At 36.0% G+C, this 21306-nt stretch carries 39 protein-coding genes; all 39 read left to right on the top strand.

The annotated features are described in order from the left end of the window. The first annotated feature begins 687 nt into the window (after positions 1-687). The 39 genes from rpsJ to DES36_RS04310 all read left to right on the top strand — a co-directional run bounded on the left by rpsJ (position 688) and on the right by DES36_RS04310 (position 21226). Positions 688-996 carry a 30S ribosomal protein S10 gene (gene rpsJ, locus DES36_RS04120; RefSeq protein ID WP_113919960.1) on the top strand — a complete coding sequence of 103 codons (309 nt, stop codon included), beginning with the start codon at positions 688-690 and terminating at the stop codon, positions 994-996. A 53-nt stretch (positions 997-1049) separates the two neighbouring features. Further along, positions 1050-1685 (top strand): 50S ribosomal protein L3, encoded by a 636-nt coding sequence (gene rplC, locus DES36_RS04125; RefSeq protein ID WP_113919961.1) that lies wholly within the window; start codon positions 1050-1052, stop codon positions 1683-1685. Positions 1686-1706: 21 nt separating this feature from the next. Beyond that, positions 1707-2327 (top strand): 50S ribosomal protein L4, encoded by a 621-nt coding sequence (gene rplD, locus DES36_RS04130; RefSeq protein ID WP_113919962.1) that lies wholly within the window; start codon positions 1707-1709, stop codon positions 2325-2327. Then, on the top strand, positions 2327-2617 hold the full coding sequence (gene rplW / locus DES36_RS04135) for a 50S ribosomal protein L23 (RefSeq protein ID WP_113919963.1): 291 nt from the start codon (positions 2327-2329) through the stop codon (positions 2615-2617). Before rplD ends, rplW begins: the two co-directional genes overlap by 1 nt. A gap of 37 nt (positions 2618-2654) precedes the next feature. Continuing rightward, positions 2655-3485, top strand: coding sequence for a 50S ribosomal protein L2 (rplB, locus tag DES36_RS04140; protein WP_113919964.1), 831 nt, complete (start codon positions 2655-2657; stop codon positions 3483-3485). A gap of 23 nt (positions 3486-3508) precedes the next feature. Beyond that, the gene (gene rpsS / locus DES36_RS04145) at positions 3509-3790 is read left to right on the top strand and encodes a 30S ribosomal protein S19 (protein WP_113919965.1); all 282 of its coding nucleotides are present in this window, start codon (positions 3509-3511) and stop codon (positions 3788-3790) included. A 22-nt stretch (positions 3791-3812) separates the two neighbouring features. Continuing rightward, a complete protein-coding gene (rplV, locus tag DES36_RS04150; RefSeq protein WP_113919966.1) occupies positions 3813-4148 on the top strand; it encodes a 50S ribosomal protein L22 in 336 nt (111 codons plus the stop codon). Positions 4149-4162: 14 nt separating this feature from the next. Beyond that, positions 4163-4816, top strand: a complete 654-nt coding sequence (gene rpsC / locus DES36_RS04155; RefSeq protein WP_113919967.1) for a 30S ribosomal protein S3 — start codon at positions 4163-4165, stop codon at positions 4814-4816. 17 nt (positions 4817-4833) lie between these two features. Continuing rightward, entirely contained in the window at positions 4834-5280 is a 447-nt protein-coding gene (rplP, locus tag DES36_RS04160; protein WP_113919968.1) for a 50S ribosomal protein L16, read from the top strand. After that, positions 5270-5473: a 50S ribosomal protein L29 gene (gene rpmC, locus DES36_RS04165; RefSeq protein WP_113919969.1), complete on the top strand. Its 204-nt coding sequence runs from the start codon at positions 5270-5272 to the stop codon at positions 5471-5473. Before rplP ends, rpmC begins: the two co-directional genes overlap by 11 nt. 21 nt (positions 5474-5494) lie before the next feature. Continuing rightward, the gene (gene rpsQ / locus DES36_RS04170; protein ID WP_113919970.1) at positions 5495-5749 is read left to right on the top strand and encodes a 30S ribosomal protein S17; all 255 of its coding nucleotides are present in this window, start codon (positions 5495-5497) and stop codon (positions 5747-5749) included. A gap of 28 nt (positions 5750-5777) precedes the next feature. Continuing rightward, positions 5778-6146 (top strand): 50S ribosomal protein L14, encoded by a 369-nt coding sequence (gene rplN, locus DES36_RS04175; RefSeq protein WP_113919971.1) that lies wholly within the window; start codon positions 5778-5780, stop codon positions 6144-6146. Positions 6147-6161: 15 nt separating this feature from the next. After that, positions 6162-6488 (top strand): 50S ribosomal protein L24, encoded by a 327-nt coding sequence (rplX, locus tag DES36_RS04180; protein WP_113919972.1) that lies wholly within the window; start codon positions 6162-6164, stop codon positions 6486-6488. A 21-nt stretch (positions 6489-6509) separates the two neighbouring features. After that, positions 6510-7049 carry a 50S ribosomal protein L5 gene (rplE, locus tag DES36_RS04185; protein WP_113919973.1) on the top strand — a complete coding sequence of 180 codons (540 nt, stop codon included), beginning with the start codon at positions 6510-6512 and terminating at the stop codon, positions 7047-7049. Between the two features lie 15 nt (positions 7050-7064). Further along, on the top strand, positions 7065-7250 hold the full coding sequence (locus DES36_RS04190) for a type Z 30S ribosomal protein S14 (protein WP_113919974.1): 186 nt from the start codon (positions 7065-7067) through the stop codon (positions 7248-7250). Positions 7251-7277: 27 nt separating this feature from the next. After that, positions 7278-7670, top strand: coding sequence for a 30S ribosomal protein S8 (gene rpsH, locus DES36_RS04195; protein WP_113919975.1), 393 nt, complete (start codon positions 7278-7280; stop codon positions 7668-7670). Positions 7671-7698: 28 nt separating this feature from the next. Further along, positions 7699-8238 (top strand): 50S ribosomal protein L6, encoded by a 540-nt coding sequence (rplF, locus tag DES36_RS04200; protein WP_113919976.1) that lies wholly within the window; start codon positions 7699-7701, stop codon positions 8236-8238. A gap of 17 nt (positions 8239-8255) precedes the next feature. Beyond that, positions 8256-8624 carry a 50S ribosomal protein L18 gene (rplR, locus tag DES36_RS04205; RefSeq protein ID WP_113919977.1) on the top strand — a complete coding sequence of 123 codons (369 nt, stop codon included), beginning with the start codon at positions 8256-8258 and terminating at the stop codon, positions 8622-8624. 16 nt (positions 8625-8640) lie between these two features. Beyond that, the gene (gene rpsE, locus DES36_RS04210) at positions 8641-9147 is read left to right on the top strand and encodes a 30S ribosomal protein S5 (RefSeq protein WP_113919978.1); all 507 of its coding nucleotides are present in this window, start codon (positions 8641-8643) and stop codon (positions 9145-9147) included. Between the two features lie 12 nt (positions 9148-9159). After that, positions 9160-9339, top strand: coding sequence for a 50S ribosomal protein L30 (rpmD, locus tag DES36_RS04215; protein ID WP_113919979.1), 180 nt, complete (start codon positions 9160-9162; stop codon positions 9337-9339). Between the two features lie 12 nt (positions 9340-9351). Beyond that, positions 9352-9795: a 50S ribosomal protein L15 gene (gene rplO, locus DES36_RS04220; protein ID WP_113919980.1), complete on the top strand. Its 444-nt coding sequence runs from the start codon at positions 9352-9354 to the stop codon at positions 9793-9795. A 1-nt stretch (position 9796) separates the two neighbouring features. Beyond that, positions 9797-11053 carry a preprotein translocase subunit SecY gene (secY, locus tag DES36_RS04225; protein WP_113919981.1) on the top strand — a complete coding sequence of 419 codons (1257 nt, stop codon included), beginning with the start codon at positions 9797-9799 and terminating at the stop codon, positions 11051-11053. Between the two features lie 21 nt (positions 11054-11074). Further along, on the top strand, positions 11075-11725 hold the full coding sequence (locus tag DES36_RS04230) for an adenylate kinase (RefSeq protein ID WP_113919982.1): 651 nt from the start codon (positions 11075-11077) through the stop codon (positions 11723-11725). Beyond that, positions 11725-12474: a type I methionyl aminopeptidase gene (map, locus tag DES36_RS04235; protein ID WP_113919983.1), complete on the top strand. Its 750-nt coding sequence runs from the start codon at positions 11725-11727 to the stop codon at positions 12472-12474. The genes DES36_RS04230 and map overlap by 1 nt, the downstream gene beginning before the upstream one ends. A 17-nt stretch (positions 12475-12491) precedes the next feature. After that, positions 12492-12770: a KOW domain-containing RNA-binding protein gene (locus DES36_RS04240; protein WP_113919984.1), complete on the top strand. Its 279-nt coding sequence runs from the start codon at positions 12492-12494 to the stop codon at positions 12768-12770. Positions 12771-12807: 37 nt separating this feature from the next. Then, on the top strand, positions 12808-13038 hold the full coding sequence (gene infA, locus DES36_RS04245; protein WP_113919985.1) for a translation initiation factor IF-1: 231 nt from the start codon (positions 12808-12810) through the stop codon (positions 13036-13038). A gap of 14 nt (positions 13039-13052) precedes the next feature. Further along, entirely contained in the window at positions 13053-13166 is a 114-nt protein-coding gene (rpmJ, locus tag DES36_RS04250; protein WP_102365587.1) for a 50S ribosomal protein L36, read from the top strand. A 78-nt stretch (positions 13167-13244) separates the two neighbouring features. Next, a complete protein-coding gene (gene rpsM, locus DES36_RS04255) occupies positions 13245-13613 on the top strand; it encodes a 30S ribosomal protein S13 (RefSeq protein WP_113919986.1) in 369 nt (122 codons plus the stop codon). Positions 13614-13638: 25 nt separating this feature from the next. Next, positions 13639-14034, top strand: a complete 396-nt coding sequence (gene rpsK / locus DES36_RS04260) for a 30S ribosomal protein S11 (RefSeq protein ID WP_113919987.1) — start codon at positions 13639-13641, stop codon at positions 14032-14034. Positions 14035-14058: 24 nt separating this feature from the next. Further along, a complete protein-coding gene (rpsD, locus tag DES36_RS04265) occupies positions 14059-14685 on the top strand; it encodes a 30S ribosomal protein S4 (RefSeq protein ID WP_113919988.1) in 627 nt (208 codons plus the stop codon). A gap of 63 nt (positions 14686-14748) precedes the next feature. After that, positions 14749-15696, top strand: coding sequence for a DNA-directed RNA polymerase subunit alpha (locus DES36_RS04270; protein WP_113919989.1), 948 nt, complete (start codon positions 14749-14751; stop codon positions 15694-15696). Between the two features lie 22 nt (positions 15697-15718). Next, positions 15719-16060: a 50S ribosomal protein L17 gene (rplQ, locus tag DES36_RS04275; protein WP_113919990.1), complete on the top strand. Its 342-nt coding sequence runs from the start codon at positions 15719-15721 to the stop codon at positions 16058-16060. A gap of 120 nt (positions 16061-16180) precedes the next feature. After that, positions 16181-17017 (top strand): energy-coupling factor transporter ATPase, encoded by an 837-nt coding sequence (locus tag DES36_RS04280; protein ID WP_113919991.1) that lies wholly within the window; start codon positions 16181-16183, stop codon positions 17015-17017. Next, a complete protein-coding gene (locus tag DES36_RS04285; RefSeq protein ID WP_113919992.1) occupies positions 17002-17865 on the top strand; it encodes an energy-coupling factor transporter ATPase in 864 nt (287 codons plus the stop codon). The genes DES36_RS04280 and DES36_RS04285 overlap by 16 nt, the downstream gene beginning before the upstream one ends. Next, positions 17858-18661, top strand: a complete 804-nt coding sequence (locus tag DES36_RS04290) for an energy-coupling factor transporter transmembrane component T family protein (protein WP_113919993.1) — start codon at positions 17858-17860, stop codon at positions 18659-18661. Before DES36_RS04285 ends, DES36_RS04290 begins: the two co-directional genes overlap by 8 nt. Then, entirely contained in the window at positions 18658-19401 is a 744-nt protein-coding gene (gene truA / locus DES36_RS04295; RefSeq protein ID WP_113919994.1) for a tRNA pseudouridine(38-40) synthase TruA, read from the top strand. The genes DES36_RS04290 and truA overlap by 4 nt, the downstream gene beginning before the upstream one ends. Before the next feature lie 127 nt (positions 19402-19528). After that, positions 19529-19972, top strand: a complete 444-nt coding sequence (rplM, locus tag DES36_RS04300) for a 50S ribosomal protein L13 (RefSeq protein ID WP_113919995.1) — start codon at positions 19529-19531, stop codon at positions 19970-19972. Positions 19973-19992: 20 nt separating this feature from the next. Next, positions 19993-20379, top strand: coding sequence for a 30S ribosomal protein S9 (gene rpsI, locus DES36_RS04305; RefSeq protein WP_113919996.1), 387 nt, complete (start codon positions 19993-19995; stop codon positions 20377-20379). Positions 20380-20527: 148 nt separating this feature from the next. Continuing rightward, positions 20528-21226 (top strand): N-acetylmuramoyl-L-alanine amidase, encoded by a 699-nt coding sequence (locus tag DES36_RS04310; RefSeq protein WP_113919997.1) that lies wholly within the window; start codon positions 20528-20530, stop codon positions 21224-21226. The last annotated feature ends 80 nt before the right edge of the window (positions 21227-21306 follow it).

The raw sequence follows: 21306 nt of genomic DNA on the forward strand, positions 1-21306 counted from the left end.
GAGTTATATCTGAAATTCTTTAATAAAAAAGGGCTAAGGCCCTTTTTTTATTAGCATGAGCGTAGCTTCAGGTCATGCCTTTAGGGTCCAGCCACCAGCGTTCCGTCACCAGTATTGGGGTCATCCCTTACGGGTCTTTTTTAAGCTACCCAAGGGTAGCAAAATGAAGATAAGAGAAGCTAGTCGGCTACCGTAGATAGTAGTTGCATTGACTTGACCTAAAAGGAATAGCAGAAAGCAAAGCCGTAAAAGAGGCGACCCAAGCCCACTGATTGCTGATTGCTGGATGCTGATTGCTGGTGGCTAGTGGCAGGTCACTGAACGCTGATGGCTGGTTGCTGTATTTTTCAGCTTCCAGCATTCAGCTTTCCGCTGAAAACCAAACAACTATAAGGTGACTTTCAACTAACGAGGATATATTTTAAAGAAATAAAAAAAATAATCAAAAAAACACAAAAAAACTTGTATCCAAGTTCTAGTTATTATATAATATGTAAGCTGTGACAAATGCGATGAAGTGAAAGGTTGCTATGCAATAGGGAATTTTCACGGAGTAGTCCAGATCATGAATCGGGCGACGTTATTTTTGGGGAAATTCATTATTTTTTAATAATGAAACACCAGGCAGGGTGTTCCTAAGAATATAAGTCGTACCTAAGAAAAATTTTCGAGGAGGGGAATTTAGGTATGGCAAAACAAAAAATCAGAATTCGACTTAAAGCATATGATCACAAGGTATTAGATCAATCTGCTTTAAAAATTGTAGAAACGGCAAAGAGAACTGGTGCTGAAGTGTCAGGTCCTGTGCCATTGCCAACGGATAAAGAAATCATTACTATTCTTAGAGCAGTTCACAAATACAAAGACTCTAGAGAACAATTTGAAATGAGAACACATAAAAGACTAGTCGATATCTTAAATCCAACACCAAAGACAGTAGATGCTCTTATGAGATTAGATTTACCTGCAGGTGTCGACATTGAAATAAAACTTTAAGAAAAGATATTATGATTGCCCTGAGCAATCCGCTAATATAGGAGGTGTAACGATTGAAGAAAGCTATTATTGGAAAAAAAGTAGGAATGACTCAAATATTTGACGCGGAAGGTCAAATGGTACCAGTGACCGTTGTAGAAGTTGGTCCTTGTAAAGTAGTACAGATTAAAAATCAAGAAGTAGATGGTTATAATGCCCTTCAAATTGGTTATAAACAGGTGAAGGAAAGCAAAGTAACAAAGCCTATAAAAGGACATTTTGACAAAGTAAACGTCGATTACATGAAAGTGTTAAGAGAGTTTAAGCTGGAAGATACTTCTGCATATGAAATTGGTCAAGAATTAAAGGCAGATGTATTTGAAGCTGGAGATAAAATCGATATAACAGGTACTTCTAAAGGTAAAGGTTTTGCAGGTGTTATAAAAAGACACGGACAATCTAGAGGACCTATGAAGCACGGTTCTAAATATCATAGAAGCCCAGGTTCGATGGGTGGTTCATCTAGCCCTTCAAGAGTTCGAAAAGGTAAAAAACTACCAGGACAAATGGGTAATGTAAAAGTAACTGTTCAAAATTTAGAAGTCGTTAGAGTAGATGCTGACAGAAATTTATTACTTGTTAAAGGCGCAGTTCCAGGGATTCGAGGAAGTGTAGTCACTATCAAGGATTCAGTTAAAAGCTCAAAGTAATATAAGGAAGGAGGACTAGGAATGGCAAAAGTTGATGTTTTAAATATTAAAGGCGAAAAAGTTGAAGAAATAAATTTAAACGATGATGTTTTTGCAATTGAACCTAACGAAGCAGTTGTGCATCAAGTGGTAGTAGCTCAACTTGCTAACAAAAGACAAGGCACTCAATCAACAAAAACAAGATCAGAAGTAAGAGGCGGCGGAAGAAAACCTTGGAGACAAAAAGGAACAGGTCGTGCAAGAGCAGGTAGCATCCGTTCACCATTATGGAAGGGTGGCGGCGTTATATTCGCTCCAAAGCCAAGAGATTACTCACAAAAAGTAAACAAAAAGATGAGAAGATTAGCGATGAAATCTGTATTGTCTTCAAAAGTACTAGATAACGAACTGATTGTATTAGATAGTTTAAACTTTGATGCTCCAAAGACAAAAGAGATGGTTGAAGTACTAAAAAACATAAATGCAAACAAAGCGTTGCTTGTTTTAGCAAACAACGATGAAAATGTATATAAATCAGCTAGAAATATTCCTGATGTTGCAACAGCAACAGTTGATAGTTTAAATGTGTATGATATGTTGAAATACTATCAATTGGTTGTAACAAAAGAAGCTGCTCAAAAAATTGAGGAGGTGTACGCGTAATGTTAAGTCCTCATGATATTATCGTAAAGCCAATCGTTACTGAAAAAAGCATGGATGACATGGCTGAAAAGAAATACACTTTTAAAGTAATGAAAAAAGCGAACAAAGTTCAAATCGCAAACGCAGTGGAAGCAGTGTTCGGCGTAAAAGTAGAGAAAGTATATACAATGAACATGACTGGCAAGAAAAAACGCATGGGAAGATTCGTTGGAAAAAGATCTGATTGGAAAAAAGCAATTGTTAAATTAACAGAAGATAGCAAAGAAATTCAATTCTTTGAAGGACTCTAAAAATTTAATGACCTATAGCACAAGGAGGTAAGAAGAAATGGGTATAAAAGTATACAAACCTACTTCCCCAGCTAGAAGAAACATGAGCGTTAGTACATTTGAAGAAATCACTACTGACACTCCTGAAAAAAGCTTACTAGCTCCCTTATTTAAAAGGGCTGGAAGAAATGATAACGGAAAAATCACTGTCAGACACAGAGGCGGTGGAGAAAAAAGAAAATACAGAATTATTGATTTTAAGAGAAATAAAGATGGTGTTCCTGCAAAGGTAGCAACAATCGAATACGATCCAAATAGAACATCTAATATCGCACTACTACATTATGTTGATGGCGAAAAAAGATATATCATTGCTCCTGTAGACTTACATGTAGGCGACACAGTTGTTTCAGGTCCTGAAGCGGATATCAGAACTGGTAATGCATTGCCACTTTCTAATATTCCAGTAGGTACCGTTGTTCACAATATTGAATTAAAAGCAGGTAAAGGTGGACAAATGGCAAGATCAGCTGGCGCTTATGCTCAGTTAATGGCTAAAGAAGGCAATTATGCTATTCTTAGACTACCATCTGGCGAAATGAGAATGGTTCGTAAAGAGTGTAGAGCGACTGTTGGACAAGTAGGTAATACAGATCATAGTAATCTTACAATCGGTAAAGCTGGACGTGTAAGACATATGGGTATCAGACCAACTGTAAGAGGTTCTGTAATGAATCCTAACGATCACCCTCACGGTGGTGGTGAAGGTAGAACTCCAATCGGCCGACCAGGTCCATCAACTCCATGGGGTAAACCTGCACTTGGATACAAGACAAGAAAGAAAAACAAACCATCCGATAAGTATGTCGTTAGAAGTAGAAAAAAATAGCACTGAGAGGAGGTAACTAGCCCATGAGTAGATCGGTAAAGAAGGGCCCTTTTGTACAAGAAAGACTCTTAAAAAGAATTGAAGAAATGAACGAAAAGAATGAAAAGAAAGTCATTAAGACTTGGTCAAGAAGTTCAACGATTTTTCCACAAATGATAGGGCATACTATTGCAGTTTATGATGGAAGAAAACACGTTCCTGTGTATATATCTGAAGACATGGTAGGCCATAAATTAGGTGAATTTGCTCCTACTAGAACATTTAGAGGTCATGCAGGAGAAAAAACTTCAGGTGTTAGAAAATAAGGTTTGGAAGGAGGTATACTAATTGGAAGCTAGAGCTACAGTTAAATATATAGGGATTCCCCCTAGAAAAGCTAAATTAGTTATCGATTTAATTAGAGGAAAAAAGCTAGGTGAAGCGTTAAATATATTAGCATTGACACCAAATAAATCAGCAAAAGTTGTGGAAAAATTAGTAAAATCTGCTGCTGCAAACGCTGAAAATAATTATGATATGGATCCTGCAAACTTGTATATCGCTGAGATTTGTGCAAATCAAGGTCCTACCTTAAAGAGATTTAGAGCGGGCTCTATGGGTAGAGCGAGCGTAATCAAAAAGAGAAGCAGTCATATATCTGTTGTATTGAAAGAAAAAGAGTGAGGAGGGGATAATTAGTGGGTCAAAAAGTAAATCCGCATGGATTAAGAGTTGGAGTTATTAAAGACTGGAGTACTAGATGGTATGCAAAAGATAAAGACTTTGCAGACTTATTGATAGAAGATAATAAAATTAGAAATTTTATTAAGAAAACACAGTTTCAAGCAGGTGTATCTAAAATTGAAATTGAAAGATACGCAAATAGAGTTAAAATTCACATCTACACAGCTAAACCAGGTATGATTATCGGTAAGGGCGGAGCTGGTATTGAAGCTCTTAGACAAGAGATTGCTAAGAAGACAGGAAAAAATATTTTCATTAATATCGTAGAAGTAAAACAAGTAGATGTTGACGCTCAATTAGTTGCTGAAAACATTGCATCTCAAATCGAAAGAAGAGTTTCTTTTAGAAGGGCTATGAAACAAGCAATTAGCAGAGCTATGAGATTTGGTGCTTTAGGTATTAAAACAAGCATATCAGGCCGTTTAAATGGTGCTGAAATGGCGAGAAGAGAGCATTATAGCGAAGGCAATGTGCCACTTCATACACTTAGAGCGGATATCGAATATGGTTTTGCTGAAGCAAACACAACTTATGGAAAAATAGGAATTAAAGTATGGATAAATAAAGGAGAAGTTCTTCCTGAAAAGAAGGTTAGCAAGAAGAACTAAGGAAGGAGGATACCGTTATGTTAATGCCTAAAAGAGTAAAGAGAAGAAGAGTGTTCAGAGGCCGAATGAAAGGCAAAGCAACTCGAGGCAATACGATAACTTACGGAGAATATGCAATTCAGGCTACTGAGCCAGGCTGGATTACTTCAAGACAAATTGAAGCAGCCCGTGTTGCGATGACAAGATATATAAAAAGAGGTGGTCAGGTTTGGATTAAGATTTTCCCAGACAAACCAGTCACTCAAAAACCTGCTGAAACTCGAATGGGTTCTGGTAAAGGTTCACCAGAATACTGGGTAGCAGTAGTTAAACCAGGTAGAGTAATGTTTGAAATTGCTGGTGTATCAGAAGAACTAGCTCGTGAAGCTATGAGACTAGCACAGCACAAACTACCTATAAAGACAAAATTTATATCACGCAAGGATATTGAAGAGGAAGTGGGTGGACAATCCGATGAAGGCTAAAGAGATTAGAGAGCTAACTACTCCAGAATTAAATCAGAAATTAGTTGATTTAAAAGAAGAATTATTTAATCTAAGATTTCAAATGGCAACTGGCCAATTGGATAACCCAATGAGAATAAGAGAAGTAAAAAGAACTTATGCAAAGGTAAAAACAATTCTTAGAGAACGTGAAATAAAAGCATTAGAAGCTTAATGAAAGAAGGAGGTCTGACTAGTGGAAAGAGCATTTAGAAAGACGATAGTCGGAAAAGTTGTCAGCGATAAAATGGACAAAACGATCGTCGTTGCTGTTGAGACTTTTGTAAAGCACCCTCTTTACAATAAACGAGTTAAAAAAACAGTGAAGTTTAAAGCGCATGACGAAGAAAATGTATGCAAAATTGGCGATACAGTAAAATTAATGGAAACAAGGCCTTTAAGTAAAGATAAAAGATGGAGAATGGTCGACATCGTTAAGAAGGCACAATAATTACTGGTGCTGAAGGGAGGTAATAGTTATGATACAACAAGAAACTAGACTAAAAGTTGCAGACAATACTGGGGCGAAAGAACTTTTATGTATTAGAGTTCTAGGAGGTTCTGGTAAAAGATATGCAAAAGTTGGAGATATAATCGTTTGTTCTGTAAAAAGCGCAACGCCAGGCGGTGTTGTTAAAAAAGGTGACGTAGTAAAAGCGGTAGTAGTTCGTACAAAAAAATCTACTAGAAGAAATGACGGAAGCTATATTGCATTCGATCAAAACGCTGCTGTTATCATTAAAGATGATCAACAACCAAGAGGAACTCGTATATTCGGACCTGTAGCTAGAGAGCTAAGAGAAAAGAAATTTATGAAAATATTGTCCCTAGCACCAGAGGTACTATAAGAGGAGGTGACTTTATTGGCTAACAAAGTCCATGTGAAAAAAGATGATATAGTTATGGTAAACGCAGGTAAGAGCAAAGGCGTTAAAGGCAAAGTCTTAGCTGTTTACCCTAAAGAAAATAGAGTAGTCGTTGAAGGTGTTAATGTCATTACAAAACATATGAAACCTTCACAACAATCGCCTCAAGGCGGTATCGTAAAAAAAGAAGGAAAAATCCACGCTTCTAATGTATTATTATACTGTGAAAAATGCCAAAAAGGCGTTCGAGTTGGAAAGAAATTCTTAGAAGATGGTTCAAAAGTAAGATACTGTAAAAAGTGCGGAGAAACATTTAACAAGTAGTTGGGAAGGAGGTACTATTAGATGCCTAGATTAAAGGATAAATATACAACAGAAGTAATTCCAGCATTAATGGAAAAATTCAAATATAAAAACATTATGGAAGTTCCTAAACTAGAAAAAGTCGTTATCAATATGGGTTTGGGAGATGCCAAAGATAATTCAAAAGCTTTTGAAGCAGCAGTAAATGATTTGGCTATTATCTCAGGTCAAAAGCCGATAATAACAAAAGCAAAAAAATCTGTATCAAACTTTAAACTTAGAGAAGGTATGAACATCGGTACTAAAGTTACTCTAAGAGCTAACAGAATGTATGAATTTACGGATAAATTATTAAATATTGCATTGCCTAGAGTTAGAGACTTCAGTGGGGTTTCAAACAAGTCATTTGACGGAAGAGGAAATTACTCTTTAGGAATTAAAGAGCAATTGATTTTCCCAGAAATTGAATACGACAAAGTAGACAAAATAAGAGGTATGGATATCATTTTTGTAACGACTGCAAAGAGTGATGAAGAAGCATTGGAATTATTGACTTTGCTTGGAATGCCTTTTAAAAGATAATAGGAGGAATAACAAATGGCTAAAAAAGCAATGGTGAATAAACAACAAAAAACACCTAAGTATTCTACAAGGGCTTATAATAGATGCCGTATTTGCGGAAGACCTCACGGATATTTAAGAAAATACGGAGTTTGCAGAATATGTTTTAGAGAATTGGCTTATAAAGGCGAAATACCAGGCGTTAAAAAAGCAAGCTGGTAATTGATTTAGTGGAAGGAGGTATACGGAATGACTGATCCAATAGCAGATATGCTTACAAGAATTAGGAATGCGAACAATGCAAAACATGATACAGTAGAGATTCCAGCATCTAATGAAAAGAAAGCAATTGCAAAGATTTTATTAGAAGAGGGATTCATTAAAAATGTTGAGTATATAGATGACAATCTTCAAGGCATTATTAAAATTGCTTTGAAATATGGTGCGAACAAAGAACGTATCATCACTGGTATTAAGAGGATTTCTAAACCAGGTTTAAGAGTATACAGCAATAAAGAAGAATTGCCAAAAGTACTAAATGGCTTAGGAATCGCAATTATTTCAACATCTAAGGGTGTTGTGACGGACAAAGTTGCTAGAAAAGCAGGCGTAGGCGGAGAAGTGCTTTGTTACGTTTGGTAATAGTATTATTTGATTAGGAGGTGCTAGTATGTCTAGAATAGGAAGATTACCTATAACAATTCCATCAGGGGTTACGATTGATATGAATGACGGTGTAGTTACTGTTAAAGGACCTAAAGGTCAACTTACAAAAGAATTTCACCCTGATATGAAAATTGAGCTAAATGAACAAGAATTAACTGTGTCAAGACCTTCTGATAAGAAAGAACACAGATCGTTACACGGCTTGACAAGATCACTTATAAATAACATGGTTGTAGGTGTAACAAATGGTTTTGAGAAAAAACTTGAAATCAATGGCGTAGGATACAGAGCTGCAAAGCAAGGAAATAAATTGACTTTAAGCCTTGGTTACTCACATCCAGTAGAAATGATTGATCCAGATGGTGTTAGTACAGCAGTAGAAGGTACAAATAAAATCACTGTTTCTGGAATCGATAAAGAAGCGGTAGGTTTACATGCTGCAAATATCAGAAGCAAAAGAGCTCCTGAGCCATATAAAGGTAAAGGTATTAAATATGCGGATGAAGTAATCAGACGTAAAGAAGGTAAAACAGGCAAGAAGTAAGAAGGAGTGAATCCAGTATGATTAAAAAGCCAATAAAAAATAAAGTAAGAAAAGGTAGACATAAAAGACTGAGATATAAAATCAGCGGAACTACTCAAAAACCTCGTTTAAATGTCTTCAGAAGTAACTCGAATATTTACGCTCAAATTATTGATGACGTAAACGGAGCTACTTTAGTTGCTGCTTCTTCTCTTGATAAAGATCTAAAAGGTACTTTAGAATCCCTTAATCATAAAGAAGTAGCAAAGGCTGTTGGCAAAGCTATTGGTGAAAAAGCAGTGTCTAAAGGCATTGAGTCAGTAGTATTTGATCGTGGTGGTTATATATACCACGGACGAGTTAAAGAACTTGCAGACGGAGCAAGAGAAGCAGGACTTAAATTCTAGGAAAAGGAGGTTAATTATGCAAAAGCAATTAATTGATGCGAGTGCTCTTGATTTAAAAGAAAGAGTTGTAACAATAAATAGAGTAACTAAAGTTGTTAAAGGCGGTAGAAACTTTAGATTTAGCTGTTTAGTAGTAGTCGGAGATGAAAATGGTCATGTAGGAGCTGGAGTTGGTAAAGCTTTAGAAATCCCAGAAGCTATTCGAAAAGGCATTGAAGACGCAAAGAAAAATCTTATTAAAGTTCCAATCGTAAACACGACAATCCCACATGCTATAAATGGAAAATTCGGCGCTGGTAGTGTTCTATTAAAACCAGCTGGAAAGGGTACTGGAGTTATTGCTGGTGGCCCAGTTCGTGCCGTACTTGAATTAGCAGGTATTAGGGATATTAGAACAAAATCTCTAGGAACGAATAATGAAAGAAATATGGTTAATGCGACAATGGAAGGTTTATCTCGATTGACTACAGTAGAAGAAGTTGCTAAAAAGAGAGGGAAAACCCCAGAAGAGATTTTAGGATAGGAGGGATTATCCTTGGCTAATTTGAAAATAAAGCTTAAAAGAAGTAAAATCGGAAGAAAAAAAGACCAAATTGCAACCATTGAAGCTTTAGGACTTAAAAAAATCGGTCAAACGGTTATAAAAGAAGATACACCTCAAATAAGAGGTATGGTTAAAAAAGTGGACTTTATGCTAGATGTAGAAGAAGTATAAGGAGGTGTAGTAATGAGATTACATGAATTAAAACCTGCAGAAGGCTCAACTCATAAGAAGAAGAGAAAAGGTAGAGGTACTGGTACAGGACTAGGTAAGACAGCTGGAAGAGGTCAAGATGGTCAAAAATCAAGAGCTGGCGGTGGAGTACGAATCGGTTTTGAAGGTGGTCAGATGCCACTTGCTAGAAGACTTCCTAAGAGAGGTTTCTCTAATGCAAGATTCAAAACACAATATGCTATTGTAAATGTTCAAGACTTAAATGTATTTGAAAAAGATACAGTCGTAAGCCCAGAAACATTGAAAGAAGCAGGTTTAATCAGCAAATTATTAGACGGCGTTAAGATACTAGGCGAGGGAGAACTAAATGTTGCCCTTACAGTAAGAGCTAATAAAATAAGTAAATCTGCTGAAGAAAAAATAACATCAGCAGGAGGAAAGGTAGAGGTGATTTAATATGCTTTCTACCTTAAGGGACGCTTGGAAGATCCCTGAGCTCAGGAACAAAATTATATTCACCTTAATCATGCTGCTTATCTATCGTTTAGGTACGTTTATACCTGTACCTTACATTGATACAGAGGTTTTGCAACAGTATATAGCTGATGGTGGTATGTTAGGTTTGTTCGACATTATGTCAGGGGGAAACTTTAGCAACTTTACTATCTTTGCAATGAGCATTACACCTTATATTAACTCATCTATTATCATGAACTTATTGACTTTTGCTATCCCCTCACTTGAGAGACTTGCAAAAGAAGGTGAAGAAGGTAGAAAGAAAATCACTCAGTATACTAGATATTTAACTATATTGCTAGCGATTGTTCAAGCTTTGGGAATTGCACTTTCATTCTCAAATATTTTAACTGAGAAAAGCTGGATGACGATCTCTATAGTGATTCTTACAATCACCGCAGGAACAGCTTTCTTGATGTGGTTAGGGGAGCAAATAACGGAGAGTGGAATCGGGAATGGTATCTCTTTAATTATCTTTATAAGTATTATCTCTCGTTTACCATCTAGTATAGTTGAATTGTTTAATTTGGTACAGGTTGGAACTTTACATTGGTTAAGTGTTGTGTTATTCTTTATTTTTGCAATAGTTGTTATTGTAGCTGTTGTAGCAGTACAAGAAGGCCAAAGGAAAATTCCTGTGCAATACTCTAAAAGAGTTGTAGGTAGAAAGATGTATGGGGGCCAAAGCACTCATATACCTCTTAAAGTAAATATGGCTGGCGTTATACCAGTAATATTTGCAAGTTCGATAACGATGTTCCCAGCGACTTTAGCTAGTTTCTTTCCAAGCTCGAGCGTAGCAAACTGGATTAATAAATTCTTTGCGTGGGGAAATGTATTTACAACAATTGTGTATATCATACTGATTATTGCCTTTACGTACTTTTATACGGCGATTACATTTAATCCTATTGAGATTGCTGATAATATGAAGAAACAAGGTGGGTTTATACCAGGGATTAGACCAGGAAAACCTACATCTGATTACTTTAATAAATCAGTTACAAAGCTAACATTGTTTGGTGGAGTATTCTTAGCATTTATTGCGGTTATTCCAATAGTGGTGGGCAATATCATGAACGTTAACCTTCAATTTGGAGGTACGAGTCTTTTGATTATCGTTGGTGTAGCCCTAGACACAATTAAACAACTAGAGTCACAGATGCTAATGAGAAATTATCAAGGATTTTTAAAGTAAATAAGGAACGGAGATGGAACTGTGAGAATTGTATTATTAGGACCTCCAGGAGCTGGAAAGGGAACGCAAGCAGCTAAGATCATTGAAGAGTATAGTGTTCCACATATTTCCACGGGAGATATCTTTAGAAAAAATTTAAAAGAAGGCACACCTCTTGGCATTAAGGCAAAGGGATATATGGATCAGGGTTTACTTGTTCCAGATGAATTGGTAGTTGATCTCGTAAAGGACAGACTTTTAGAAGAAGACTGTAAAGACGGATTTATGTTGGACGGTTTTCCGAGAACAGTTCTCCAAGCAGAATCATTAGAAGAAGAACTGACTAGATTAGGTCAAACTTTAAATGCAGTGATCAATATCAATGTAGATGCTGAACTTTTATTTAAAAGATTAACTGGAAGGCGAATATGTAAATCTTGTGGTGCTACTTACCATGTTTACTTTAACCCTACAAAGTCAGAAGGCATTTGTGACAAATGTGGAGGAGAACTTTATCAACGAGATGACGATCAAGAAGCTACAGTTAAAAAACGACTTGAAGTTTATCAAGAACAAACTCAACCACTAATTGATTATTATAAAAATAAGGGAACTCTTGTAGATATAGATGGCGTTGGAGAAATCGATGATGTATTTAGTCAGATTAGCGCCTCTCTTCAGGAGCGAGCATAATGATTATTATCAAATCCCCATCTGAAATAGAATTCTTGCGAAAAGCGGGGAAATTAGTAGCCCAAACTCACGAATTGATGAAAAAACATGTAAGACCTGGTATTACCACATTAGAATTGGATAGAATAGCAGAAGAGTACATCCGTAAGTCAGGTGGAACGCCAACTTTTAAAGGCTATAATGGATTTCCAGCTTCAATTTGTGCATCTGTTAACGACCAAGTAGTCCACGGTTTTCCTTCTAAGAGGCGTTTAGAAGAAGGAGATATTATCTCTATTGATATAGGGGCTACTTTAGATGGATATGTCGGCGATAGTGCGAAGACTTATCCAGTAGGGCAGATTGATGAAGAAGCAAAGAGATTAATTGAAGTGACGAGACAGAGCTTTTATGATGGAATAGAAAAGGCAATCAATGGAAATAGATTATCTGACATATCTAATGCCATACAAACCACGGTTGAGAATAATGGTTTTTCTATAGTGGTTGACTATGTAGGTCATGGTGTTGGAAGGGAAATGCACGAAGATCCACCTATACCTAATTATGGAAGACCAGGAAGAGGTCCCAGACTACAAGAAGGTATGGTATTGGCAATTGAACCAATGGTTAATCAAGGAACCTACAAAGTAAAAGTCCTTGACGATGATTGGACTGTTGTTACACTTGATGGCAAATTATCAGCTCATTATGAACATACAATTGCTATTACAAAAGACGGTCCACCAGATATACTGACAATCTTATAAGGTACAGAGGTGAATTCATGGAAGAACAAGACTTAAATCTAGGTCAAGTTGTTCGTTCACTTGCTGGTAGAGATAAAGGACACTTATTTCTAGTGATCGAAAAAGTAGATGATCGTCATGTCATCATAAGTGACGGTAAATATCGAAAAGTTGATAAAGGAAAGAAAAAGAAAGTCAAACACCTGAAAAAGACGAACTATATAGTCTATGAGCTACAGAAGAGTTTAAAAGAACAGAAAACAATATCTGATGCCCAGATTAGAAGATATCTGAAAGACTATCCACAAAGCCTATAAGGCACATACCTGAATGAAGAATGGGGGAATTGAAAATATGGCTAAACAAGATATGATTGAAGTAGAAGGTACGGTGTTAGAAGCACTTCCTAATACGGTATTTCAAGTAGAATTAGAAAGCGGACACAAAATACTAGCGCATATATCCGGTAAGCTTAGGATGAATTATATAAGAATATTGCCAGGAGACAAGGTAATAGTCGAATTATCACCTTATGACTTAACCCGTGGCCGAATTATATGGCGTGGTAAGGGTAAAAAGGTATAGAGGAGGAATCTATTATGAAAGTTAGACCATCAGTTAAGCCTATTTGTGAAAAATGTAAAATTATTAAGAGAAAAGGCAAAGTAATGGTTATTTGTGAGAATCCTAGACACAAACAAAAGCAAGGTTAATAACAATGAATGTGATGCGGCTGAGTGTAATACTGTCATGTTCTTTATATACAAATACAATCTAACAGGAGGTGTGACATGGCTAGAATCGCCGGTGTAGACTTACCAAAAGAAAAAAGAGTTGAAATAGGGTTAACTTATATTTATGGCATTGGAAATACAAGTGCTAAAAAGATCTTAAAAAAGACTGGTATAAACCCTGATACAAGAGTAAAAGATTTAACTGAAGCAGAAGAAAATCAATTAAGAACACTTATTGATGAAGAGTATACTGTTGAAGGTGACTTAAGAAGAGAAGTAAACTTAAATATAAAGAGATTAATTGAAATAGGTAGCTATAGAGGACTTCGTCATAGAAGAGGTTTACCTGTAAGAGGTCAAAAAACGAAGACGAATGCTAGAACGAGAAAAGGTCCAAAGAGAACTGTAAGCAGAAAGAAAAAATAGTTTAGGATAGGAGGGGAAGACAAGAGTGGCAGCAAAAAAAGTAGTAAGAAGTAGAAAAAAGAAGATTAAAAAGAATATTGAACGCGGTCAAGCCCACATTCAATCTACATTTAATAATACCATTGTTACAATCACAGACGTTGCTGGAAATGCATTGTCTTGGGCAAGTGCTGGTGGATTAGGTTTTAAAGGTTCTAGAAAGAGCACTCCTTATGCAGCTCAAATGGCGGCAGAAGAAGCAGCGAATGCAGCAATGGAACACGGTTTAAAACATGTTGACGTCTTTGTAAAAGGACCAGGCTCAGGAAGAGAAGCTGCAATAAGATCATTACAAGCAGCAGGTTTAGAGATTACTTCTATTAAAGACGTAACTCCTATACCACATAATGGATGTAGACCACCAAAGAGAAGAAGAGTTTAGTTAGACTAGGAGGTGTAAAAAAAGATGGCAAGATATACAGAAGCAGTATGCAGACTATGTAGACGTGAAGATATGAAACTATACCTTAAAGGGGATAGATGTTATACAAATAAATGTGCAATTGATCGTAGAGGTTATGCTCCAGGTCAACATGGACAAAGAAAGCACAAACAAACAGAATACGGCATGCAACTTAGAGAAAAACAAAAAGCTAAGAGAATTTACGGCGTATTAGAAAGTCAATTTAGAAAATATTATGACATGGCTGTAAAGAAAAAGGGTGTAACAGGTAATAACTTACTACAAATCCTTGAAACTCGTTTAGACAATGTTGTTTATCGACTAGGTTTCGCAGCATCAAGAAAAGAAGCAAGACAATTGGTTTTACATGAACACTTTACTGTAAATGGTAAAAAGGTAAATATTCCTTCTTATCTAATAGAAGTAGGCGATGTAATTCAATTAAAAGATAAGAGCAAAAAGTCCGACAAATTTAAAGCTGTTGTAGAATCTACTTCTAGTAAGATTGTTCCAAAATGGTTAGAAGTTGATGTGGATAAATTTGAAGGAAAAGTAATCGCACTACCTGAAAGAGAAGACATTGATTTAGAAATTGAAGACCATTTAATTGTAGAGCTTTACTCAAGATAATTTTTTTAATTAGTTACCCTCAGAAAATTCCACGATTTACAAAATATTATAGGAGGGTTTTTAATGATAGAAATTGAAAAACCAAGAATCGAGATTATCGAATTGTCAGATGACGATACCTATGGAAAATTCAGTGTTGAGCCTTTAGAGAGAGGTTATGGTATAACTTTAGGTAATTCCCTTAGAAGAATTTTACTATCCTCTCTTCCAGGAGCAGCAGTTACAAGTGTGAAAATCGAAGGTGTTTTACACGAATTTTCTACTGTCCCTGGAGTAGCAGAAGATGTGGTTGAGATTATCCTAAATCTAAAAAAGATTGCTGCTAAATTGTACAGCGAGGAACCAAAACTTGTGCGCATCGAGAAAAAAGGTGAAGGCGAAGTCACGGCAGCGGATATTATTGGCGATGCAGATGTAGAGATTTTAAATCCTGATCTACATATCGCTACATTGAGTAAAGATGCAGAATTGAATATGGAAATCGTGTTTGAAAAGGGTAGAGGTTATGTTTCTTCCGATAGAAATAAGAAACCAGATCAACCTATTGGCACGATTCCAATCGATTCTTCCTTTACGCCTGTAAGAAAGGTTAATTACGATGTAACGGATACTAGAGTAGGTCAAGTGATTGATTATGATAAATTGACTATGGAAGTGTGGACAGATGCGTCCTTATCTCCAGAAGAAGCTGTCTCTCTCGCGGCAAAAATACTAAACGAGCATTTAAATCTCTTTATCAACTTAACTGAACACGCAAGTACTGTCGAAATCATGGTTGAAAAAGAAGAGAACAAGAAAGAAAAAATGCTTGAAATGTCTATAGAAGAACTTGAACTTTCTGTAAGAAGTAGCAATTGTCTACGTAGAGCAAATATTAATACAGTAGAACAATTGACTCAAAAGTCTGAGGAAGATATGATGAAAGTTCGAAACTTAGGCAAAAAATCATTAAATGAAATCAAACGTAAACTCGCAGAAATCGGTCTAGGACTTAGACAGAGCGATGAGTAATAAGTAATAAGGAGGGATAAACATGGCTGGTTATAGAAAACTGGGACGTCCCACAGATGAAAGAAGGGCAATATTAAGAAATCTAGTTACTGCTCTATTAGATAATGGCAAATTAGAAACTACTGTTACTAGAGCAAAAGAAACTAGAAGAATTGCAGAAAAAATGATCACTCTTGCAAAAAGAGGAGATTTACATGCGAGAAGACAAGCCCTTTCTTATATTAATAGTGAAGCTGTTGTAGCAAAGTTGTTTTCAGAGATTGGACCAAATTATGCTGATCGCAATGGTGGATATACTAGAATATACAAGCTAGGACCACGTAGAGGCGACAGTGCTGAAATGGCAAAAATCGAGTTAGTATAAAGATTCAATTGCTTCAAACATGAATAATGTTTGGAAAAATGTAAAATTTGTAGATTGAATTATTGGGATTAAACGCTGTTTAATCCCTTTTCTCCATCATGAGTACAAGGAGGAAAAGCAGTGAAGGATGTCATCTCAATAAAGGATGTTACCTATAGATATATACAGGATGAAGAAGAGAATACTGCTCTAAATGAAGTCAGTTTGAACATAAAAGAGGGAGAATTTCTTGCTATAATTGGACATAATGGCTCTGGCAAATCTACTTTGTCAAAGCTTATGAATGGAATTCTTATGCCTACAAGCGGAGACATAAAGATTTTTGACTTAAATACAAAAGATCCTGAGAATATTTGGAAGATAAGACAAAGTGCAGGAATGGTATTTCAGAATCCAGATAATCAGCTTGTGGCTACAATAGTAGAAGAAGATGTAGCTTTTGGACCTGAAAACCTAGGTGTTTCTCCTAAAGAAATTCGACAACGGGTAGATTGGGCTCTTGATATCGTGGGCATGTTAGATTATAAAAAACAAAAACCACACCAATTGTCTGGAGGACAAAAACAAAGAATTGCAATTGCTGGAATTTTAGCTATGAAACCTCGATGCATCATTCTAGATGAACCAACTGCCATGTTAGATCCATCTGGTAGAAGAGAAGTAATCAATACCATTAAACATTTAAATAAAGATGAGAAGATGACTATTGTTCATATTACTCATTATATGGATGAAATCGTAGATGCAGATCGGGTAATCGTCATGGAAAAAGGTAAAATCGCAATGGAAGGGAAACCAAGAGAAATATTTTCTCAGGTAGAAAAGCTAACATCCCTTCGGTTAGATGTACCACAGATTACAGAATTAGCGTTTGAACTGAGCAAAGAGGGGATTGACATCGATAGTAATATATTAACGGTGGATGAAATGGTGAATCAATTATGGCAATCGAATTAATTAATTTAGAACATACATTCTCTGAAGGTACGCCCTTTGAACATAAAGCTTTAGATAAGATTAGTTTAACCATTGATACAGGAAATTTTATTGGACTTATTGGGCATACGGGTTCAGGGAAATCTACTCTAATTCAACATATTAATGGTCTCATTAAGCCTACAGGTGGCACAGTCGTCGTAGATGATTTGGATTTAAGTCATAAAGATACGAAGATGGCACAGATTAGGCGGAGAGTAGGTCTAGTATTTCAATACCCAGAGTATCAGCTCTTTGAAGAAACCATAGAAAAGGATATTGCCTTTGGACCTACAAATCTTGGATTTGATAAGGAAGAAGTATCAAAGCGAGTTGTAGAGGCTATGGAATCTGTCGGTTTAGATTACAATGAGTACAAAGATAAATCACCCTTTGACTTGAGTGGCGGCCAGATGCGCAGAGTAGCTATAGCTGGAGTAATTGCTATGAAGCCAGATGTCTTAATATTAGATGAACCTACTGCAGGGCTCGACCCTAGAGGAAGAGATGAAATACTAGAAGAAATACAGACAATGCACGATAAATTTAAGATGACCGTTATTTTAGTATCTCATAGCATGGAGGATATCGCTAAATACGCAGATAAAATCATCGTTATGTATAAAGGTAAGGTTGAATTTTATGATTCTCCTAGTAGTATCTTTAAGGAATCAGAACGCTTGATAGAGATTGGATTAGCAGTGCCACAAGTTACAGAGCTCATGAAGAAATTAAAGGCTGTGGACCCTTTAGTTGATGAGGGCATTTTTACTGTAGAGGCTGCCAAAGAGGAAATAATGAATATGATAAGGAGACGTAATAATGTTTAAGGACGTTACCGTTGGGCAATATTATCCTACAGATTCCATTATCCACAGTTTGGATCCAAGGACGAAAATCAATTTTACCTTTCTATATATTATTTCTTTATTTTTAATTAATAATTTTACTGGATACTTAGTAGCATTCTTGTTTTTAGTAGGGATTATCCTTTTATCAAAGATACCTGTAATGTATGTTGTACGAGGAATCAAGGCATTATTATTTATCATACTCTTTACTGTAGTCATCAATCTCTTTATTACACCAGGAACGCCGAGATTTGAATTTTGGATATTTACTATTACAGAAGAAGGTATCGCCTTAGCAGTATTTATGGCACTTAGATTGATCTTCTTAGTGACCGGCACTTCTCTTATGACCTTAAGCACATCTCCCATTGCCTTGACAGATGGTATTGAATATTTATTAAAAAGAGTCCCCATTGTAAAGCAATATGCTCACGAATTGGCTATGATGATGACCATTGCTCTCAGATTTATTCCTACATTGATGGAAGAAACAGATAAAATCATGAAAGCACAAAAAGCTAGAGGTGCAGATTTTGAAAGTGGAAATCTTTTCGCACGAGCAAAGAACTTAATTCCTCTATTAGTACCTTTATTTATTAGCGCTTTTAGACGAGCGGATGAATTAGCTGTGGCCATGGAAGCAAGATGCTACAGAGGTGGCGAAAACAGAACGAGAATGAAAGAATTAGCTTATAACAAAAGAGACTATGCAGCTTATTTTATAACGATACTTATGGTAGTGATTATCTTCTTGACTAGGTACTCTCCAATATGAACTTTGAAAGAAATATCCAGCTTATTATAGAATATGATGGTAGCAATTATTGCGGTTGGCAAGTTCAAAAGAATGGAGTTAGTATACAGGAAGTGTTGAATAAAGCCATTCAAAAGATTACGAAAGAAGATATTTACATTACTGGATCAGGTAGAACAGATGCGGGCGTACATGCTTTAGGACAAAGTGCTCATTTTAAGACTCAAACCTCTATACCAATAAATAAAATTCCTTTTGCTATAAATAGTCAATTACCTAAGGATATACGCATTCAAGATGCAATAGAAAGAAATATAGATTTTCACAGCAGGTATAGTGCTGTAGGGAAAATATATGAATATAAAATATTAAATAGTGAACACGGTAGTGCTTTAGATAATAATCGTATGTATCACATTAGGGAGCGACTAGATATAGATAAAATGCGACAAGCTGCGAAATATTTTTTAGGCACTCACGATTTTACTGGCTTTTCTAGTGTTCATAGCAGTGTTATAAATAAAGTTAGAACAATCGATTATTCAGATTTTGATATAGATGGTACTCATATTATTTATACGGTAAGAGGCAATGGTTTTTTGTATAATATGGTACGAATTATAATTGGTACATTAATACAGGTTGGTAAGGGAAAGATTGATCATGAGGACATACCCATGATTATTGGCAGTAAAGAGCGAGCTAAAGCAGGACCTACAGCACCAGCTCATGGATTATATTTACAAAAAGTTTTGTATTAAACTATTTGACACGCCCGGCACAATGTAATAGAATATAGTAGTTAATGGCATGTTATCTGATCCAAGCCCCGGGTCAGTTTAATCATAAAAAATGAATAGAAACATAAGAAACATAGGAGGGAAAACCATGCAAGCAAGAGCTACAGTTATGGCTAAAGTCAATGAAGTAGAAAGAAAATGGTATGTAGTTGACGCAGATGGAAAGACATTAGGTAGATTAGCTACTGAGGTTGCTACAGTATTAAGAGGGAAACACAAAGCAATATATACACCTCATGTTGACACAGGAGATCATGTAATTATAATAAATGCAGAAAAAATCGTAATGACAGGTAATAAATTAGATCAAAAAGTTTACAGAAGACATACAGGATACCCAGGTGGACTAAGAGAGGTAAGCTACAGAAAATTATTAGCGGATAAGCCAGAATTCTTAGTTTACAAAGCAGTTAAAGGTATGATTCCTAAAAACAGATTAGGAAGACAAATGCTTTCAAAATTAAAAGTATACAAAGGTAGTGAGCACCCACATCAAGCTCAAAAACCAGAAGTATTAGAAATCAAAGGTTAATTAGAAAGGAGGAAAAAAGATTGGTACAATATCAAGGAACAGGTAGAAGAAAAAAATCAATAGCTAGAGTAAGATTATTACCAGGTACAGGTAATATCACAATAAATAAAAAGAACATAAATGATTACTTTGGTCTAGAAACATTAAAAGTAATTGCAAAACAACCATTGACATTAACAGAGACATTAGACAAATATGATGTATTTGTAAATGTACATGGTGGTGGATTTACAGGACAGGCAGGTGCAATCCGACACGGAATCGCGAGAGCATTACTGCAAGTTGACGAAAACCTAAGAGGAGACCTTAAAAAAGCAGGCTTCCTAACTAGAGACCCAAGAATGAAAGAACGTAAGAAATACGGACTTAAAAAAGCGAGAAGAGCACCACAGTTCTCAAAAAGATAATATTGGTTGCGCAAAAATACAGTACATCGTGGAAGCGAGTTTCCAGATGCTACTGTATTTTTTTAGTTGAAAGGTGGTCCACCTTCTTCCGTATATTTTGTACTAAACTCTACCTATAGCTGCATAAATTAGTTAAGAGGTGAGGATATTGGGAAGAAATAAAAATATTATACTAGCAATAATTGGGATAACTATTGTGATGTTATCCATCTCATATTACATAGGAACTTATTTGCCAGCTAGTTTAGAATACCCATTAAACGGAAAGACTATCGTTATAGATCCAGGTCATGGCGGGATTGATCCCGGAAAAGTAGGCCTGTACGGTGTAGATGAAAAATTTATTAATTTTGATATTTCCATGATGCTAAAAGAAGTATTAGAGATATCAGGTGCAAAGGTAATTATGACAAGGGAGGATAATGAGGGTCTCTATGTGGAAAATGTCCCTAATCCTTCATGGATTAAAAGCCAAGATATGCTTCAGAGAAGAAAGATCATTCAAGAAAGCAAACCTGATATTATGATCAGCATCCATATGAATAGTTTCCCTGACACGAATGTTTATGGTCCTCAAACCTTTTATCATGAAGGGGATGAACAGAGTGAAAGATTGGGCAAATGCATACAAGAAGAATTACTCCAAGTGTCTTGGAAAGAAAGTAGAAGAGTAGCAAAACCTAATAGCTCGTATTTTATTCTAAAAAACCATATGCCATCTTTAGTAATCGAATGTGGATTTCTCTCAAATGTTCAAGAAGAACAGAAGTTAAACGACAAAAACTACCAAGAAAGTATTGCCTGGGCAATAGTAAAGGGAATTATGAGGTATTTTTACGAAGAATGACACTCTTTGCCGAAAGCTGAAGGCGGAACTCTGTATGTTATTGGGTGGAAAAACCATAAAACCGTCTCTATTAAGCTATT

Source organism: Alkalibaculum bacchi, assembly GCF_003317055.1.
GTDB lineage: Bacteria > Bacillota > Clostridia > Eubacteriales > Alkalibacteraceae > Alkalibaculum > Alkalibaculum bacchi.

What these genes read in the sequence shown, in the direction of transcription:
- rpsS (WP_113919965.1), top strand. Translation starts at nt 3,509, where the DNA reads ATGAGTAGATCGGTAAAGAAGGGCCCTTTTGTACAAGAAAGACTCTTA.
- rplD (WP_113919962.1), top strand. Translation starts at nt 1,707, where the DNA reads ATGGCAAAAGTTGATGTTTTAAATATTAAAGGCGAAAAAGTTGAAGAA.
- DES36_RS04240 (WP_113919984.1), top strand. Translation starts at nt 12,492, where the DNA reads ATGGAAGAACAAGACTTAAATCTAGGTCAAGTTGTTCGTTCACTTGCT.
- rpsM (WP_113919986.1), top strand. Translation starts at nt 13,245, where the DNA reads ATGGCTAGAATCGCCGGTGTAGACTTACCAAAAGAAAAAAGAGTTGAA.
- rplP (WP_113919968.1), top strand. Translation starts at nt 4,834, where the DNA reads ATGTTAATGCCTAAAAGAGTAAAGAGAAGAAGAGTGTTCAGAGGCCGA.
- DES36_RS04190 (WP_113919974.1), top strand. Translation starts at nt 7,065, where the DNA reads ATGGCTAAAAAAGCAATGGTGAATAAACAACAAAAAACACCTAAGTAT.
- rplN (WP_113919971.1), top strand. Translation starts at nt 5,778, where the DNA reads ATGATACAACAAGAAACTAGACTAAAAGTTGCAGACAATACTGGGGCG.
- infA (WP_113919985.1), top strand. Translation starts at nt 12,808, where the DNA reads ATGGCTAAACAAGATATGATTGAAGTAGAAGGTACGGTGTTAGAAGCA.
- rpmC (WP_113919969.1), top strand. Translation starts at nt 5,270, where the DNA reads ATGAAGGCTAAAGAGATTAGAGAGCTAACTACTCCAGAATTAAATCAG.
- rplR (WP_113919977.1), top strand. Translation starts at nt 8,256, where the DNA reads ATGATTAAAAAGCCAATAAAAAATAAAGTAAGAAAAGGTAGACATAAA.
- truA (WP_113919994.1), top strand. Translation starts at nt 18,658, where the DNA reads ATGAACTTTGAAAGAAATATCCAGCTTATTATAGAATATGATGGTAGC.
- rplO (WP_113919980.1), top strand. Translation starts at nt 9,352, where the DNA reads ATGAGATTACATGAATTAAAACCTGCAGAAGGCTCAACTCATAAGAAG.
- rpsH (WP_113919975.1), top strand. Translation starts at nt 7,278, where the DNA reads ATGACTGATCCAATAGCAGATATGCTTACAAGAATTAGGAATGCGAAC.
- rplW (WP_113919963.1), top strand. Translation starts at nt 2,327, where the DNA reads ATGTTAAGTCCTCATGATATTATCGTAAAGCCAATCGTTACTGAAAAA.
- DES36_RS04270 (WP_113919989.1), top strand. Translation starts at nt 14,749, where the DNA reads ATGATAGAAATTGAAAAACCAAGAATCGAGATTATCGAATTGTCAGAT.
- rplE (WP_113919973.1), top strand. Translation starts at nt 6,510, where the DNA reads ATGCCTAGATTAAAGGATAAATATACAACAGAAGTAATTCCAGCATTA.
- rpsJ (WP_113919960.1), top strand. Translation starts at nt 688, where the DNA reads ATGGCAAAACAAAAAATCAGAATTCGACTTAAAGCATATGATCACAAG.
- rpsD (WP_113919988.1), top strand. Translation starts at nt 14,059, where the DNA reads ATGGCAAGATATACAGAAGCAGTATGCAGACTATGTAGACGTGAAGAT.
- rplB (WP_113919964.1), top strand. Translation starts at nt 2,655, where the DNA reads ATGGGTATAAAAGTATACAAACCTACTTCCCCAGCTAGAAGAAACATG.
- rplQ (WP_113919990.1), top strand. Translation starts at nt 15,719, where the DNA reads ATGGCTGGTTATAGAAAACTGGGACGTCCCACAGATGAAAGAAGGGCA.
- rpmJ (WP_102365587.1), top strand. Translation starts at nt 13,053, where the DNA reads ATGAAAGTTAGACCATCAGTTAAGCCTATTTGTGAAAAATGTAAAATT.
- DES36_RS04290 (WP_113919993.1), top strand. Translation starts at nt 17,858, where the DNA reads ATGTTTAAGGACGTTACCGTTGGGCAATATTATCCTACAGATTCCATT.
- rpsE (WP_113919978.1), top strand. Translation starts at nt 8,641, where the DNA reads ATGCAAAAGCAATTAATTGATGCGAGTGCTCTTGATTTAAAAGAAAGA.
- DES36_RS04285 (WP_113919992.1), top strand. Translation starts at nt 17,002, where the DNA reads ATGGCAATCGAATTAATTAATTTAGAACATACATTCTCTGAAGGTACG.
- rplF (WP_113919976.1), top strand. Translation starts at nt 7,699, where the DNA reads ATGTCTAGAATAGGAAGATTACCTATAACAATTCCATCAGGGGTTACG.
- rplM (WP_113919995.1), top strand. Translation starts at nt 19,529, where the DNA reads ATGCAAGCAAGAGCTACAGTTATGGCTAAAGTCAATGAAGTAGAAAGA.
- map (WP_113919983.1), top strand. Translation starts at nt 11,725, where the DNA reads ATGATTATTATCAAATCCCCATCTGAAATAGAATTCTTGCGAAAAGCG.
- secY (WP_113919981.1), top strand. Translation starts at nt 9,797, where the DNA reads ATGCTTTCTACCTTAAGGGACGCTTGGAAGATCCCTGAGCTCAGGAAC.